13 protein-coding genes are annotated in these 15,676 nt (G+C 70.1%); 5 read left to right on the forward strand and 8 right to left on the reverse strand.

Translation table 11 applies throughout. The features are described from left to right. Positions 1–107 precede the first annotated feature (107 nt). The 5 genes from AVAK2825_RS01100 (at position 108) to AVAK2825_RS01120 (ending at position 4,004) form a co-directional block, all read left to right on the forward strand. The gene (locus AVAK2825_RS01100) at positions 108–404 is read left to right on the forward strand and encodes a YciI family protein (protein ID WP_284393330.1); all 297 of its coding nucleotides are present in this window, start codon (positions 108–110) and stop codon (positions 402–404) included. Positions 405–446: 42 nt separating this feature from the next. Further along, a complete protein-coding gene (locus AVAK2825_RS01105) occupies positions 447–1,172 on the forward strand; it encodes an SDR family oxidoreductase (RefSeq protein ID WP_284393332.1) in 726 nt (241 codons plus the stop codon). Positions 1,173–1,225: 53 nt separating this feature from the next. Then, positions 1,226–2,560, forward strand: a complete 1,335-nt coding sequence (locus AVAK2825_RS01110) for a short-chain fatty acid transporter (RefSeq protein WP_284393335.1) — start codon at positions 1,226–1,228, stop codon at positions 2,558–2,560. Positions 2,561–2,623: 63 nt separating this feature from the next. Beyond that, the gene (gene catC, locus AVAK2825_RS01115; protein WP_272565052.1) at positions 2,624–2,908 is read left to right on the forward strand and encodes a muconolactone Delta-isomerase; all 285 of its coding nucleotides are present in this window, start codon (positions 2,624–2,626) and stop codon (positions 2,906–2,908) included. 88 nt (positions 2,909–2,996) lie between these two features. Continuing rightward, positions 2,997–4,004, forward strand: a complete 1,008-nt coding sequence (locus AVAK2825_RS01120) for a Bug family tripartite tricarboxylate transporter substrate binding protein (protein ID WP_284393338.1) — start codon at positions 2,997–2,999, stop codon at positions 4,002–4,004. A 100-nt stretch (positions 4,005–4,104) separates the two neighbouring features. Here AVAK2825_RS01120 and AVAK2825_RS01125 read toward each other — a convergent pair whose 3' ends face one another. From AVAK2825_RS01125 to AVAK2825_RS01155, 8 genes are all read right to left on the reverse strand, one after another. Continuing rightward, on the reverse strand, positions 4,105–5,385 hold the full coding sequence (locus AVAK2825_RS01125) for a type II toxin-antitoxin system HipA family toxin (protein ID WP_284393340.1): 1,281 nt from the start codon (positions 5,383–5,385) through the stop codon (positions 4,105–4,107). Then, positions 5,382–5,957, reverse strand: coding sequence for a helix-turn-helix transcriptional regulator (locus AVAK2825_RS01130; protein WP_284393342.1), 576 nt, complete (start codon positions 5,955–5,957; stop codon positions 5,382–5,384). The genes AVAK2825_RS01125 and AVAK2825_RS01130 overlap by 4 nt, the downstream gene beginning before the upstream one ends. 355 nt (positions 5,958–6,312) lie before the next feature. Continuing rightward, complete coding sequence (locus tag AVAK2825_RS01135) at positions 6,313–7,974, reverse strand: TonB-dependent receptor (RefSeq protein ID WP_349817150.1); 1,662 nt, start codon at positions 7,972–7,974, stop codon at positions 6,313–6,315. Then, a complete protein-coding gene (locus tag AVAK2825_RS24770; protein WP_349817151.1) occupies positions 7,975–8,496 on the reverse strand; it encodes a TonB-dependent receptor plug domain-containing protein in 522 nt (173 codons plus the stop codon). It abuts the gene before it with no gap. A 254-nt stretch (positions 8,497–8,750) separates the two neighbouring features. Then, complete coding sequence (locus AVAK2825_RS01140; protein ID WP_284393344.1) at positions 8,751–10,898, reverse strand: YehQ family protein; 2,148 nt, start codon at positions 10,896–10,898, stop codon at positions 8,751–8,753. Continuing rightward, positions 10,895–12,022, reverse strand: a complete 1,128-nt coding sequence (locus AVAK2825_RS01145) for a vWA domain-containing protein (protein WP_272549053.1) — start codon at positions 12,020–12,022, stop codon at positions 10,895–10,897. Before AVAK2825_RS01145 ends, AVAK2825_RS01140 begins: the two co-directional genes overlap by 4 nt. Further along, positions 12,019–14,499: a DUF5682 family protein gene (locus AVAK2825_RS01150; RefSeq protein ID WP_284393349.1), complete on the reverse strand. Its 2,481-nt coding sequence runs from the start codon at positions 14,497–14,499 to the stop codon at positions 12,019–12,021. The genes AVAK2825_RS01145 and AVAK2825_RS01150 overlap by 4 nt, the downstream gene beginning before the upstream one ends. Then, positions 14,496–15,641 carry an ATP-binding protein gene (locus AVAK2825_RS01155; RefSeq protein ID WP_284393350.1) on the reverse strand — a complete coding sequence of 382 codons (1,146 nt, stop codon included), beginning with the start codon at positions 15,639–15,641 and terminating at the stop codon, positions 14,496–14,498. Before AVAK2825_RS01155 ends, AVAK2825_RS01150 begins: the two co-directional genes overlap by 4 nt. Between the last annotated feature and the right edge of the window lie 35 nt (positions 15,642–15,676).

The raw sequence follows: 15,676 nt of genomic DNA on the forward strand, positions 1-15,676 counted from the left end.
GACCGTCACCCCGTTCCGCGCAGTGCGCACTGCGCGGAAATCCATCCCCTGAAGCCGGGTGACCGGCGTTTGCAATGTGCCGGACCGCCGTGCACACGGAGACTGTTGTGCCTTTCATCATCGAGACCTTCGACAAGCCCGATCACCAGCACGTGCGCCAGGCCACGCGGGCCGCGCACTTGGCGTTCCTCGACCAGCACAAGGCCCTGCTGCTGGCCTGCGGCGCCAAGCTGGCCGACGACGGCAAGGATCTGGGGGGCGGCCTCTACGTGGTGGCGCTCGATTCGCGCGAAGAGGCCCAGCGCTTCATCGAATCCGACCCGTTCCACGCCGCGGGCCTGTTCGAGCGCGTCACGCTCACGCGCTGGCGCAAGGCCTACGTCGATGGGCAGAGCTACCTGTAATCCCCACGCGCCCCTGCATTCCCTGAAGAAGAAAGACCTTCCATGACCACTGCACCCGCACGCGAGCGCGTTCTCATCACCGGCGGCGGCGCCGGCATCGGCGCGGCGACGGCCGAGCGCTGCCGCGCCGACGGCTATGAGCCCGTCATCATCGACCGCGCGATCGCCCACGTGCCCGGCGGCATCCAGGCCGACCTGTCCGACACCGCCGACACCGCACGGGCACTGCAGCAAGCGCTGGCGGGCGGGCCCATCACGCGCCTGGTCAACAACGTGGGCATCGTGGTGCCTGCCGAAGCCGCGGATCAGACGCTGGAACAATTCGACCTCGCCGTGGCGCTGAACCTGCGCTGCGCGCTGCAGTGCATGCAGGCGCTGCTGCCAGGCATGCAGGCGGCGGGCTTCGGGCGCATCGTGAACATGTCCTCCCGCGCCGCATTGGGCAAGGAGCTGCGCACCGCGTATTCGGCTACCAAGGCCGGCCTGATCGGCATGACGCGCGTGTGGGCGCTGGAGCTGGGCCGCCACGGCGTGACGGCCAACGCCATCGGCCCCGGCCCCATCCGCACCGAGCTGTTCGACCGCGCCAACCCGCCCGATGCGCCGCGCACCAAGGCCATCATCGACTCGGTGCCCGTCAAGCGCGTGGGCACGCCGGACGACGTGGCGCATGCCGTGTCCTATCTGCTCGACGCGCGCAGCGGCTTCGTCACCGGCCAGGTCTTGTACGTCTGCGGTGGCATGACCGTGGGCGTGGCCGGGGTCTAGCGCTTTCTCCTCGCGTTTTCTCAAAACCTCACAACACCAAAGAGACAATTTCCATGTCGAAAATCACCGCCTTCTTCACCGAACTGATGCGGCGCTACCTGCCCGATCCGTTCGTCTTCGCGATCATGCTCACGCTGCTGACCATGGCGCTCGCCTTCGGGGTGGAAAACCGCCCCATCAACGCCGTGGTGCAGGACTGGGGCAAGGGCTTCTGGAGCCTGCTGGCCTTCACCACGCAGATGGCGGTGATCCTGGTGATGGGCTACGTGCTGGCGGCCGCGCCCATCGTGGACCGCTTTCTCGACCGCATCGCCTCGCACGTGCACACGCCGCGTCAGGCCATCATCGTCGCCACCATCGTGGGCTGCGTGGGCAGCTACCTCAACTGGGGCTTCGGCCTGGTGATCGGCGGCATCATGGCGCGCAAGCTGGCGCTCAAGGTCAAGGGCGTGCACTACCCGCTCATCATCGCGGCGGCGTACACAGGCTTCACCATGTACAGCCTGGGTTTCTCGGCCACCATCCCCGTGCTCATCTCCACCAAGGGCCACGCGTTCGAAAGCACCATGGGGCTGATCCCGCTCACGCAGACGATCTTCTCCGCGCCCATCCTGCTGACCAGCCTGGCCGTGCTCATCGCACTGCCGCTGCTCAACGCCACCATGCACCCCAAGAAGGGCGAGCCGGTCGTGGAACTGGACCCGGCCACCGTGGCCGACACCAAGCCCGCCAGTGCCGAACACCTGCTGGGCGACGAGAAGACGCTGGCCTGGCGCCTGAACAACAGCCGCGTGCTGAGCCTGCTGATCGGCCTGTACGGCATGGCGTACGTGGCCATGCACTTCATCCAGGGCGGCAACCTCGACCTGAACATGATCAACTTCTTCATCCTGTTCCTGGGGGTGCTGCTGCTGGGCACACCGATGAAGTACGTGGAGAAGGTCAACGAAGGCGTGAAGACCATCGGCGGGATCATCCTGCAGTTCCCGTTCTACGCCGGCATCATGGCCATCATGCACGGCTCGGGCCTGGTGGAGTCCATCGCGCACGTGTTCGTGAGCGTCTCCACCGCCGACACGCTGCCGCTGTGGGGCCTGGTGAGTTCGTTCGTCATCAACTTCTTCGCGCCTTCGGGCGGCGGGCACTGGGTGCTGCAGGGCCCGTTCATGATCAACGCGGCCACCACGCTGGGCGCCTCGCAGGCGCAGACCGCCATGTCGGTGATGCTGGGCAACGGCTGGAACGATCTGGTGCAGCCGTTCTGGATCCTGCCGGCGCTGGCGCTGTCCAAGCTCAAGCTGAAAGACATCATGGGCTACACGGTGGTCTCCATGCTGCTGGTGGGCGCGATCTACGCCGTGACCATGCTGGTCTGGCCGCACCTCTGACCGCAGGCGCCTCTCTTTCTTTCCTTTCCATCCCTTTCCCTTTTTGTTTTCAAGGAGCAACCGATGCTGTTCATGGCTGAAATGACGGTGAACATCCCGTCCACGCTGGCCCCCGAAGTGGCCGACGAGATCAAGCGCAAGGAGAAGGAATATTCGCAGCAGCTGCAGCAGGGCGGGAAGTGGCGCCACCTGTGGCGCGTCGTCGGCGAATACGCCAACGTGAGCATCTTCGACGTCGCCAGCAACGACGAGCTGCACACGATCCTGAGCGGCCTGCCGCTGTTCCCCTACATGCAGATCAAGGTGACGCCGCTGGCCAACCACCCGTCGTCCATCGTGCAGGAATAACGGCGTTGGCCGCTGCGCCCCGCTGGCGGGCGCCGCATCCGCCATGCGCCCCGCTTTTCATCCCCATAAAGAGATCCGAGGAAACAACATGACTTCCGTCCGCCCAAGCCTTCGCTTCGCCGCCCATCGCCGCACCCTGCTGGCCGCCGCCCTGGCCGTGGCCGCCACTGCTGCGGTGCCCAACGCGTTCGCGCAGGCGTTCCCCAACAAGCCCATCACCATCATCGTGCCCTTTGCAGCCGGCGGCACCACCGACATCCTGGCGCGCGTGATCGGCCAGGGCCTGTCCGCGGAGCTGGGCCAGTCGGTGGTGGTGGACAACCGCGCCGGCGCCGGCGGCAACATCGGCGGCCAGATGGCCGCGCGCGCACCGGCCGACGGCTACACGCTCTTCATGGGCACGGTGGGCACGCACGCCATCAACGCCGCGCTCTACAAGAAGATGCCGTTCGATCCGGTGAAGGACTTCGCGCCGCTCACGCGCGTGGCCAACGTGCCCAACCTGCTGGTGGCCAACCCCAACCAGCCCTACAAGACGGTGCAGGAGCTGATCGCCTATGCCAAGGCCAACCCGGGCAAGGTGAACTTCGGCTCGTCCGGCAGCGGCAGCTCCATCCACCTGTCGGGCGAGCTGTTCAAGAGCATGGCCAAGGTGGACATGCAGCACGTGCCGTACAAGGGCAGCGCCCCGGCCGTGACGGACCTGCTGGGCAACCAGATCGGCATCATGTTCGACAACATGCCCTCGGCCATCCAGCACGTGCGCTCGGGCAAGCTGCGCCCCATCGCCGTGACCACGGCCAAGCGCTCGCCCGAGCTGCCCGACGTGCCCACCATCGCCGAAGCCGGTGTGCCCGGCTACGAGGCCACGTCGTGGTTCGGCATGTTCGCGCCCGCCGGCACGCCTGCGCCCATCGTGGCGCAATTGAACAAGGCCCTGGTCAAGGTGCTGTCGCAGCCCGAGACGAAGAAGAAACTGGCCGACCAGGGCGCCGAGCCGGTGAGCGAGACGCCCGAGCAGTTCGCCGCCTTCATCCAGGCCGAAAGCGCCAAGTGGGGCAAGGTCGTGAAGGAGTCCGGCGCCAGTGTGGATTGATTTGCTACATTTTTAATAGCGATATGCCCTAGTGGAATTTGTGCTGGTGGCATTTTTCATGCCGGTGCCGGTCGCTTGAATCGCAGGCGCCGGCGCACACTCAGCAGAACGCTTGGCGCTGCGCCTTGAGCGCATCGCGGTCGATGCTGGCGTGCAGCAGTGCCATGTCGTTCGCGTCCACGCCGTGGCCGGCAAAGTGCTGCGGCCACTGGTCCACCGTGCGTGCCACGGCCTGGATGAGCTCGATGGCCCGGGCGCGCGGGATGCCGAACTCGCTCAGGTCCGTCAGCGCGTTGTCCAACGTGGATTCGGCGCCGTGCCGGCCGACCACCATGGCCTGGTAGCCCATGTTCTGCAGGGTGGGCACCACGTCGAACGCGGGCGACAGCTCGTAGTACCCGTCCCAGCCCAGCCGCAGGCAGTGGTTGCGCTCGTGGTCGTCCGTGTTGTCCATGAGGATGTTGAACACCATGCGCTGGAACAGCTCTTCGCGCTGGGCTTTCTGCCGGTCCGGATGGGCCTGGCGCCGCAGCACGGTGGCCAGCGCCCCGTAGCTCTCCGCAAGGCCCGCCGCCGCCAGCGCCGTACGGGCCGAGAGGCAATGCAGCCGCAGGGTCTGCCCGCCGATGTCGAGCCGGTCGAAGCGCTCGATGGTCAGCGCATGGCGCCGCTTGCCGTGCGCGTGCCGCGAGGGCAGGGGCAGCACGCCGGTGGTGGCCACGTGGATGCCGGCCTGCGCCGCCAGCGTCATGGTGGCGTGTTCGATCAGTGGCGTGTCCACCGCGTCGTCCCATTCGCTGAACTTGACCACGCAGGCCCCGCTGTCGGTCTGCAGCAGTGCCTTGGGCCGCGCACCGCCCAGCGTGACGCCCGGCTGCACCAGCCGCTGGATCTCCGAAGTGATGGGTGCTTGGCGTTGCACGTCTTCCACAGCCTGCGCCAGCGAGGCCAGATCGCGCAACTGCGGATAAGGCCCGATGCGCCGGGGCACGTAGCGCTCGGCGGAGGTGGAGATGCCCAGGGCGCCGAAGCGGTCGTCCCCCGCGAACAGCAGCATCTCCAGGATCGACAGGCGCGCGGGCCGGTCGATGTGGCGGATGATGCGCTCGCCCCACCGGTCGGGCCGCGCATCGTCGATGGCGCCGGGGGCGGTGTCCTTGTGCCCTGCGCTGAAAGTCTGGCCCGCGATGAGGGGTAGGTCTTCGCTGAGCGTGAACTCCCACCAGTCGGCCGCATAGGTGAAGGTGGCGCAGTTGGGCACCAGTTGCGACAGGGCCACGGAGCCCGTCAGCACGGGGGCGGCCGGGTTGACCAGGGTCCAGACATAGAGCGTGTCCTGCGGCGCGTAGGCGCGGGGCGTGACCCCTCCTGGCTGCGTCATGGCCGCTCTTTCTTGATGCCGGCGATCAGGGCGGCCAAGCCTGAAGCGGCATTGGGTAGCCGCCGTTCAATCCGCTGTTTTGCTTGAGTGAAGTCCCGCAGGCCTTCATTTGCGGTCTCCACGTTCCTGTTTGGCACAGGAACGCCGCGCAGGGCTTCTCTGGACGCGCCTGGGTCGGATGGGGAAGGCCGGCTCGCCACCGGCTGGGGCGAATTGGAAGCCTTGCTGTCGGGCGCTGCGCCTGCCTTCAAGGGGGAGGCCGCACGCCTTGCTCGGCCTTGGGCCGCTGTTTCCATGCCCCGGTTTTCTTTCCTGGCCGGAGACCGGGGTTTGGGGCGGGTTCTTGCCACTTCGCGCTCCAGCGAGGCGAGATCGTTCTGCGGGGCAATCAGATCGGCCAGCCCCTGCGCCTGGTTGATGAGCCACAGGCACATGACATACGACGCCATCGCCACGGAGGGATCGCCCCGCTCGATGCGGGCCATGGTCGGCTGCGACACGCCCAGCCGCTGGGCCCACTGCGCCTGCGTTTCCCTGCGGCGCTTACGGGCGATGACGATGTTCTGCGCCAATTGCTCGATCTGCTGCAGTACGGCCTGGGGATAGTCTGCGGGAGGGGTGTTCTGTCTCGGCATTCATAGATGTTAGTGAATATGCCTAAAAATAGAAACCTATGAATCAATGGCTTGGCCGCGGATCAGGGAAAGACGGCCAAAAAATTCGCATAGATAGATGATTTATGGGAAAAGATAAATATCTATGAATAAATTGGAGCAAGCGGCGACTGGCCCTTAGCGATGCCGGCCCACGAATGGAGCGCGAGCCGGCGGTTCGGGGGGGCAGGGCACGGCGCGCGGGCGGCAGCCACTCCCCATGGCGGGCGGCGGGGCGGCAACGCCCTTCCGCCGGTCTTCAGATTTCAGAGCTTCAGAAGAAGTACGTCAGGCCCACGCTGAAGCTGCGCGGCAGGGCGGGCGACACCACGTTGGCGTTGATCGCGCCGTCGTAGTAGGCCTTGTCGAACACGTTCTTCACGCCCGCGGTGATGCGGTAGTTGGAGCCGGCATAGCCGATCGACAGGTCCGCCACGGTGTAGGCGGGCAGGGTGAAGGGGTACGAGCCGACCTGCTCGCTCACGTAACGGGCGCCGGCGCCCAGGGTGATCTGCGGCATCTGGGGCAGCTTGTAGGTGGCCCACAGGGCCAGCGTGTGGCGCGGCGTGAGGTTCAGCGGCAGGCCCACGATGGCGGCGTTGTTGTCGCGTGTGACCTTCGTGTCGGTATAGGTGTAGGCGCCCGTCAGCTTCAGGCTGCGCAGCAGTTCGGCGCCCACTTCCAGCTCCAGCCCGCGCGCGCGCTGCTCGCCGGTCTGCACGCTGAAGCCGGTGTTGGCCGGGTCGGCCGTGGTGACGTTGCGGCGCTTGAGGTCGAAGAGTGCCAGCGCCCCGGTGAGCCCGCCGCCGGGTGCCTCGTACTTCAGGCCCGCTTCCCATTGCTTGCCGGTCTCCGGCGCGAAGGGCGAGCCGCCGAAGCTGGTTCCCGACACGGGCAGGAACGATTCGCCGTAGCTGGTGTAGGCGGCCCATCCGGGCGTGAACTCGTACACCAGCCCGGCCGACAGGGTGGTGGCGGAATCCTTCTGGCGCGTCTGCCGGTTGGCCAGGCGGTCGTCGATCTGGTTGTCCGACCAGTCGCGGCGCAGCCCGACCAGGGCCGTCCATTGCGGGTTGAACTTGATCTGGTCCTGCGCGTACAGGCCCATCACGCTGAGCTTTTCAGGCGCGTTGCTGGTGTAGGCGGCCGGGCAGGTGGTGGCCGCGCCATACACCGGATTGAACAGGTCGAGCGCGCCGATGGTGCAGCGCCGCTGGCCTTGCCAGCTGTGGCTGGTGCGCGCGTCCAGCCCGGTCACCAGGCGGTGCTGCACGCCCAGGGCGGCAAACTGCGACAGCAGCGAGGTGTCGGTGGCCAGCATGTCGTCATCCAGGTACTGGCGTGTGGCCTGCCGGTTCTGCAGGCGCTGATTGGACTGCAGCGCCAGGTTGGAGACGAAGTTGCCGTTGCCCTTCTCCGATTCGCAGCGCACGTTTTGGCGCAGCGTTATCTGCGGCGAGAAGCGGTGCTCCAGGGCGTAGCCGACCGAGGTGCTTTCGATGTCGTAGCCGCCGAAGCTCGGATCGCCCGTGTACAGCGTGGTCCGCACGGGGCCGTTGCGGTTGGGCAGCACCGTGCCGTAGGGCGTGATGCCCTGCTGGCGCATCCAGTTGCTCTGGCTGTAGGTGGCGAACAGCACCAGATCGGTCTGCGCGCCCAGGTCCAGCGACAGCGAGGGCGCGATCCAGCGGTCGCGGCGATAGACGAAGTCGGTTGGATCGTCGCTGTTCGAGACCTGGGCGTTGATGCGGAACGCCGCCTTGCCCGACTCGTTCAGCGGCCGGTTGATGTCGGCCTGCAAGGTGCGCTGGCCGAAGCTGCCCACCTCCACGCCCACTTCGCTCAAAGCATCGCGCTTGGGCCGCTTGCTGATGGCGTTGACGATGCCGCCGGGCTGCACCTGCCCGTACAGCACCGAGGCCGCGCCCTTGAGCACCTAGAAGCGCTCGTAGCCGTACGGCGTGAGGCGGGTCCACATGCCGGGGCTTTGCACCAGGCCGTCGATGAGGATGGATTCGGTGGAGCGAAAGCCCCGGATATTGATGTCGTCGAAGCCGCGCCGCCCGAAGTTGACTGGGCTCACGCCGGCCACGGTCTGCAGCGCCTGCTGCAGGTTGGCGATCTGGCGCGATTCCATCTGCTCGCGCGTGACCACGCTCACCGACTGCGGGGTTTCCAGCCGGCGCATGGGCGCCTTGCCGGCCGTCTGGGCTTCCACCGGGGCGAAACCCACGTCCTTTTCCGTGCTGGCGTTGATGCGCACTTCCTGCAGTTGCGGCGTCGCGTCCGCGCTGGCCTGGGCCATGGCGGCCTGCGACAGGCACAGCGCCAGCGGCGTGAGTGCGCAGCGGCACAGGGTGCGTGCGGGGGAACGGGCCAGCGAAGGGCTCAGGAAAGGGCGCAGGAAAGCAGTGGCGTGGGCAGGCGAGTGCGCCGCGTCGGAACGGGTGTGGACCATGGAAATGCGGGAGAGGAGGGGCGAGGAAGAGGCCGCCGGCCAGCCGGAAGGCCGCCGGAACAGGCGATGGAAAAGAAACGGATCCATTTGATTAAGAATAATTATCATTCAAATTGATGTGAAAACGGGCGAGTCGGGCAGAGGCGCCGGCTATCGGCTGGCTTTCTGCAGGTTTTCAGCCGGCATGCGGCATGCGTGCGCGTGACGCGCCTGCAACCGCTGGCAGAGGCTGCCCGCGCGGTCTTGCGGCCGCCTCAGCCGCCTTGTGCCCGCAACAGCAGTGCCAGCGTGGAGAGCGCTGCCAGCAGCGGTCCGCGGTCGGCCGACCGCAGGTGCCCGCCCAGGCTTTCGAGCAGTGCGGCGCCGCGGTCCAGGCCGCCTTGCCGCAGCTGCCGGGCCTGAGCCTGCGCGCGCGCATCCAGCCCGCCCGGCTGGTGGCGCAGGCCCTGGCGCAGCCACTGGGCCAGCGATTGCAGGGTTTCGTCGAGCAGGGCCTGCACGGGCGTGGGTGCATCGGCGCAGGTGCGCAGCGCCAGCGGCTGGGCGGCTGGCGGCTCGATCTGCGGCACCACGGCGCGCTGGTGGGTGAGCAGGGCCAGCGGCTGCATGACCGCCTCGCCGCCGCGCAGCGCCACCGGCCCGGCCACCGCGCGCAGCGGCCCCCATTCGCCCGCCAGCGCGCGGGCCAGCGCGTCCACGGCGCCCGGCGCTGCCGCACGGTGCGGCAGCGCAAGGTGCAGTGCAGGCCCGGCGTCCTCGTGCTGCGCGTCCACGATGCGCGCATGCAGCACCTGCTCGGCGGCATCCCACTCGCAGTCCTGCACCTGCATGCCGCCTTCGAGCGCCACCACATGCAGCGCGCCCGATGCCCCGCTGGCCGCGCCTGTGGCGGCCTGGCGCGGCTGCACGAAATCGGGCAGCGCGGCGCGCAGGCGCTCGCGCAGCGCTTGCACGCTGGCTTGGCGCAAGGGCGGGGCCAACTCGTCCCAGGCCGCAGGCGAGAGCGGCATCACGCCGGTCTGGCGCGCCCCGGCGGTGATGTCGATGAGGCCGTTGGCGCGGCGCGTGGCGGTCTTGGTGATGACCTGCCCGGTCGCGATCTGCCGCAGCGGAAACCCCGCCACGCGCCGTCCGGCGAGGGCCTGCGCGGGGCCGCTGGCGCCTTCGCTGCGCGGCCATTGGCGTTCCAGCACCGTCACGGTCTGCGTGTCCGGATCGGCGAAGAGCACGTTGGCGCCTTCGGCCGCTGCATCGGACCAGAGCGCGGCGCCCAGCGAGACGAGCTTGATGTGGTCCAGCGCGACCTCGCCCTTCACGCCCGCGCCCAGGATCTGGCTGGCATGCAGCGCGGGGCGTGCTGCCCCCGTCCTGTCCGCGGCCGCGGCCTCGGCGTGAACCGCGGCACGTGGGCGCGCCCACAGCTCGGCTGCCACGGCCAGCAGGCGCAGCGGGTCGTGCCGGCTGCTGCGGGCCTGCAGCGATTGCAGCAGCAGCCACAGCTCCGCGATGCCGTCGTCCACCCAGCGCCAGCCCAGGGCCTGCGCCTGCGCGCGCAGCGCTTCGAAGCGCGCGGCCAGGGCCATCGTGGGCTGGGCCGATCCGTCGAGCCACAAAGACAGCAGCACTGCATCGAGCGCCTCGCGCAGGCGCAGCGCCTCGGGGGACTGCAGCTGCGCGGGTGCCGCCGCGGTGCCGCTGCCGCCATCGGTGCCGGCACCGGCCTGCCCGGGGCCCGCGCGCGGCGGCACTTCCACCATGGTTTCGTCGCCGCCCGCGGGCAGATCGCCTGCGGCGCGAAAGGCCCACAGCGCCACCACGACATGCGCGCAGCCGCTGCCCTGCTGGCAGTCGCAGCGCGCATGCACGAGCGAGCTGCGCGAGAAGAACCGCACGGTGCACATCGGCAACCGGGCCGTGGGCGGCGCGGCAGGGCCCTGCCACGGCCGCACCGCCACCACGGGGCGCGAGGCCGCCAGCCGCGCGGCCTGCTCCAGCACCGAGGGCGCCACGCTGGCCGACACCGCCGCGTCTTCGAAATGCGCGGGGCTCCAGGCGTCCTCCGGCTCCGCGGGCGGCGCTGCGGGCGTGGACGCATCGACCGCAGGGGCGTCCGCCGCACCGTACCGTTGTTGATAGGCCAGCACCAGCATCACGCGGTGGCGGCACATGCCGCTCGCGGCGCAGGTGCATGCGGCATCGCGCAGCGTGCGGCCCGGCGGCAACCGCGTGCGCGCGCCGTCGTCGAATTCCGCGCGCACGGTGCCGTCGGGTTCGGTCTCCAGCCGCGGCAGCACCTGGGCCGCCACGTCCTTCTGCGCGCGTTTGACGAAGCCCGCGTTGGCCAGCGCCGTCAGCGCCTCCGGGGTGAGTTCGAGCAGGTCGGCCCGCAGCGGTGCGTTCATGCCTGTACCTTTTCGGCCAGCCAGCCCGCGAGCTGGCCCGGGGTCATGGCGCCGACCTGCGCGCCTTCCTTGACGAGGCGCGCGGCCATCTCGCGGTCGTAGGCGGGCTCGGCCTGCGCGTCGAGCGCGGCCAGGCCCAGCACCTTCGCGCCCGCGCCGGTCAGCGCCTTCACGCGGCGCACGAGTTCTCCGGGGTCGCCGCCCTCGTAGAAATCGCTCACCAGTACGACGATGGTGCGGGCCGGGTTGGCGACGAGCGATTGCGCATAGGCCACGGCCCGGGCGATGTCGGTGCCGCCGCCCAGCTGCACTTTCATGAGCAGCTCCACCGGGTCGGACACATCGGCCGTGAGGTCCACCACCTGGGTGTCGAAGGCCACTAGCCGCGTGCGCATGCCCGGCAGCTGCCAAAGGCAGGCGGCCATCACCGCGCTGTGGATGACGGAGTCCACCATCGACCCGCTCTGGTCGATGAGCAGCACGATGTCCCACGGCTCGGCATGCCGCCGCGTGCGACTGATGAAAATGGGCCGCTCCACGTAGAGCTTGCCGCGCGCCGCGTCCCAGCGCCGCAGGTTGGCCTGCAGGGTGCGCCGGAAGTCAAAGTTGCGTGCCACTTTCATGCGCGAGAGGCGGCGCCGGTCGCGGCTGCCGCTGAACGCCTGGCGCACTTCGGTGGCGAGCTTTTCCATGATGCGCCGCACCACCTCGGCCACGAGCCGGCGGGCGGCGGCCAGCACCTGCGGGTTCATGAGGTGCTTGGTGTGCAGCACCGCGCGCAGCAGCGATTCGGACGGCTCGATGCGCTCCAGCACCTCCAGGTTGGTCACCACTTCGTCGATGCCGTAGCGCTCCACCGCATCGCGTTCCAGCCGCTCGATCACTTCCTTGGGAAAGAGCGTGTGGATGGTGTTGATCCAGTCCGGCGTGCTGAGCGCCGAGGGCCCCAGGCCCGCGCTGCGCTCGCCGCGCTCGGCGCGATCGCTGTCGCGGCCGTAGAGCCATTCGAGGGCCGCATCGGCGGCCTGCGCGGCATCGCCGAGCGCGCCGCACGCGGGTTCCGCCGGCTCGCCGAGCAACAGGCGCCAGCGTTGAAGGGGGTCGGGGATGGTCAGCGGTGTCATGCGGGGGCTCCGGTGCCGGCGTCGATGCCCCACGCGGCCAGCCGCGCCGCGGCCGCGGCTTCGCCGGCGCGGGCACGGGCCAGTGCTTCGGGGGGCAGTGCGCCCGGGGTCGTGGCCGTGAGGGTGCGGCGCGGCAGGTGCTGCGCGCCGTGCAGCGACAGCACCTGCCCGGCGAGTTGGCCCCGCTCGCGCGGCGGCAGCCAGGCGAAGGCGGCCCGCAGCGCCGGCAGGGCCTGCACGAAGTCTTCGTCGTCCAGCGCCCGGATGCGGCGGTCCATGCCGGCGGCGAAGGCGGGTTCGGTGGCGAGCGCCTCGCGCGCCAGCGCCAAAAGGCCGGCGAGGGCGTCGCCCAGCGTGGCGGCGGTCATTGCGGCGAGCAGGTCCATGGCTTCCTCCACGCCGGCCTCGGGGGTGGCGGCACCGTCGCCCTGCGCGCCACCGCCCAGGCGGCCCGACAGCGCCAGGACCGCGCCCAGCGCCGCGCCGCGGCTGACCGGAGCGGCCTGCGGGTCGGCCGCCTTGCGCTGCCATACCGCGAGGGCGCGCGCGGGTTCCAGCGCGAGCGGATGGGGCGTGCCGTCTTCCAGGTCGGCCAGTGTGTCGGCGACGATGCGCTGCAGCGCGCGGTGGCCGCGCAGATGGTCTTCGGTGTCGGCGGTGGCCACCGCGGCGGGGGCTTCGAGCAGCCAGAGCGCGCGGTCGAATCCGGCCTCCACCGCGACGCGCAGCACGGGGGCACCGGCCATGCCGAGCATCTGGCCGTGGCGCAGCAGCGTGTGCAGCAGCCCCAGCGCGGGGGCCAGCGCCTCGAAACGCGGCTCCTGCGTGATGGCGTCGCCGATGTCCCTCAGCAGCCCGTCGCTCAGGTCCGCGAGGCCGGCCCAGGCCGCGCTGTTCAGGCCTTCGGCCAGCGGCGCGATGCGCCCGCGTGCCTGGCGCAGGCGGTCTTCCAGGCGCGCCCGCGCCGCGTCTTCCAGCGTGGCGCCCCAGGCGCCCGCCTCGATGAGCGCGGCCTGCTGCTCCAGCGGTTCGCTGAGGCTCCAGGCCTCGCCGCGTTCGCCCGACAGCGCCATCGCCGGGCCGCGCGTGCGCACCACGCCCGGCAGCTGCAGCAGGGCCAGCCGGTGCAGCACGCGGCTCCTGGCGCGGTCGCCTTCCTGCAGCAGGTCGAGCGTGACGGTGCCGCGCAGTGGCAGGCCCTGCGCGGCCAGCTCGGCCCGCACGGCCGCGACCAGCGGCGGCTGCGGCGTGCCCGGTGCGAGGCGGCCCGCCGTGTCGCCGGCCAGCACGTCCATCGCCTGCACCAGCACCGGGGCGGTGCCGGCACGCAGCGGGCCACGGTAGGTCCAGGGCAGGGGGGCGTCGAGCGCCTCCTTCACCAAGGCGCCCGCCAGGGCGTCGAGCCAGTCCGAGCGCAAGGGCTGGCGGTGCCCCCGCAGCCGCGCCAGCCCCAGCGCGCGCGCATGCACGGCCATCAGGTCGGCGGTGGAGGCGCTCAGCTGGCGCTCGCGCAGGCGCTGCACCACGCCGCGCAGCAACTCGCGGGCCGCGCCCTCGGCCCCGTGCTCCCAGAGCCACTGGTAGTACTGCGGCGACGGCATGCCAGACGCATAGCCCGCGAAGGCATCGAGCCGCCGGAAGGTGTAGGGCACGATGTAAGAGCCAAATCGTGCCGATGCCTTAGTGGTAATTGGGTGGTTTGCTATATTTTTGATAGTGTCTTCGGGGTCTTCCGCAGGCTGCGGCGTTTCCGGCTCGCCGGTGGGCATGCCGCGCCAGAGCCGCGCGAGCGCGGGTGCGTGGTAGCCGCCGCACACCACCAGCACGGCGCCGCGGTCCTGCGCCATGGCCCAGGCGATCCAGCGCGCCATCATCTGTTCGCGCGCCTGGTTGCCGAGCGAACCCGCCTCCCCCTCGCCGCGCAGGTGGCCGAAGTACGTGGACAGGCGCAGCGCCAGGCCATCGCTGGCCTCCCAGCCGGCGTGCGGATCCTCCGGCCCTGCGTCTTCGAAGAGGTGGTCCCAGAGCGCGTCGCGGCCCTGCACCGCGAGCTGGTCCGCCAGCGCGCGCTCGTAGGCCTCGGCCCGCGCCTGGTGCTCGGCATCGGCCGCATCGGCGTAGCGGTTCTCGAGATGGGCGAACGCGTCGTGCCAGGCGGGCAGGTCGATGAAGCGCACCTGCGCACCGGTTTCCCGCCCGGCCTGCAGCGCCTGCCATTCGGGCGAGTGATCGGCAAAGGGCGTCCACGATCCGCGGTGCGTACCGCCGCGCGCCAGGTAGCTGTAGATCGCCACCGGCAGGCGGTGCGGCAGGTAGAGCTCGTCCAGCCGGTCGTTGAAATCCGCGGGCCCCTCGATCAGCACGAACGCGGGCCGCAGCGCCCGGATGCGCGCCGCCACCAGCCGCGCACAGGCGGGGCTGTGGTGGCGCACGCCGAGGATGACGGGGTCGGCGGGCGGCGCCGTGCCGGCCTTCACGGCAGCCGGTGGCGCGCTTCGTAGTACGCGCGCCAGTGCCCGCCCGTGCGCTTGGCGGCCTTTTGCTCGAAATAGCGGCGCAGCTTGGCGCGGTCGTCGGCGTTGTCCTTGACGATGGTGCCGGCGATGCAGTCCACCAGGTCGGCGGGCGAGCCCTCGCGCCGCTCCAGGAACCAGGCGCGCACGCCCACCGCGTGGGCCACGTTCACGGCCTCGGCGGTGGACATCACGGCGCTCAGGCGGTCCATGGCCGCATCGGGCGGCGCGCCGCGCTGGCCGTCGGCCGGTGCACCGCGCAGGTCTCGGAAGGTGGACACGAGCAGCTCCAGCACCGGCGCCGGCACCGCGTGCGGGATGCCGCTTTGCGCGAGCAGCCGCGCGCTGGCGTCCTGCACCAGCGACAGCTCCCGGTCGAAGTCGAGGATCGGGAAGACGGTCTCGAAGTCGAAGCGGCGCTTGAGCGCGGCGCTCATCTCGTTCACGCCGCGGTCCCGCGTGTTGGCCGTGGCGATGATGTTGAAGCCCTCGCGGGCGTAGAGCATGGCGTGTTCGCCAGCCAGCTCGGGCACCGCCATCACGCGGTCGGAGAGCATGCCCAGCAGGCAGTCCTGCACCTCCAGCGGCGCGCGCGTGATCTCCTCGAACCGCACGATGCGGCCCTGCTGCATGCCCTGGTAGAGCGGTGCGGGCACGAGCGCGCGCGGGCTGGGGCCTTCGTTGATGAGCAGGGCGTAGTTCCAGCCGTACTTGATCTGGTCCTCGGTGGTCGAGGCGCCGCCCTGGATGGTCAGCGTGGAGACGCCCGAGACGGCCGCGGCGAGCAGCTCCGACAGCAGCGACTTGGCCGTGCCGGGCTCGCCCACGAGCATCAGCCCGCGGCCGGTGGCCAGCGTGACCAGCATGCGTTCGATGCTTGCCACGGGCGCGACGATCTTGGGGGCGATGCCCAGCGCCGCATCGCCCAGGATGAAGGCGCGCGCGGCGCGCAGGCCCAGCGACCAGCCGGGCGGGCGCGGGTCCGTGTCCTGTGCGCGCAGGCGCTCCAGTTCCGCGGCATGGAGGATTTCGGAAGGCGGCCGCTGCAGCGGGACACCCGCGGTTGCGGCTTCGCCGGGAGGTGGTGTTTTGCGGGAGATGGCCATGGTGCGGTCGGTCAGGGATGGGAAAGGCAGGGGGC

This window comes from Acidovorax sp. SUPP2825 (genome assembly GCF_030158995.1).
Classification (GTDB): Bacteria; Pseudomonadota; Gammaproteobacteria; order Burkholderiales; family Burkholderiaceae_C; genus Paracidovorax.

Excerpts from the sequence above, each read along its gene's own strand:
- AVAK2825_RS01105 (WP_284393332.1), top strand. The coding sequence starts at position 447 with ATGACCACTGCACCCGCACGCGAGCGCGTTCTCATCACCGGCGGCGGC.
- AVAK2825_RS01110 (WP_284393335.1), top strand. The coding sequence starts at position 1,226 with ATGTCGAAAATCACCGCCTTCTTCACCGAACTGATGCGGCGCTACCTG.
- catC (WP_272565052.1), top strand. The coding sequence starts at position 2,624 with ATGCTGTTCATGGCTGAAATGACGGTGAACATCCCGTCCACGCTGGCC.
- AVAK2825_RS01120 (WP_284393338.1), top strand. The coding sequence starts at position 2,997 with ATGACTTCCGTCCGCCCAAGCCTTCGCTTCGCCGCCCATCGCCGCACC.
- AVAK2825_RS01125 (WP_284393340.1), bottom strand. The coding sequence starts at position 5,385 with ATGACGCAGCCAGGAGGGGTCACGCCCCGCGCCTACGCGCCGCAGGAC.
- AVAK2825_RS24770 (WP_349817151.1), bottom strand. The coding sequence starts at position 8,496 with ATGGTCCACACCCGTTCCGACGCGGCGCACTCGCCTGCCCACGCCACT.
- AVAK2825_RS01140 (WP_284393344.1), bottom strand. The coding sequence starts at position 10,898 with ATGAACGCACCGCTGCGGGCCGACCTGCTCGAACTCACCCCGGAGGCG.
- AVAK2825_RS01145 (WP_272549053.1), bottom strand. The coding sequence starts at position 12,022 with ATGACACCGCTGACCATCCCCGACCCCCTTCAACGCTGGCGCCTGTTG.
- AVAK2825_RS01155 (WP_284393350.1), bottom strand. The coding sequence starts at position 15,641 with ATGGCCATCTCCCGCAAAACACCACCTCCCGGCGAAGCCGCAACCGCG.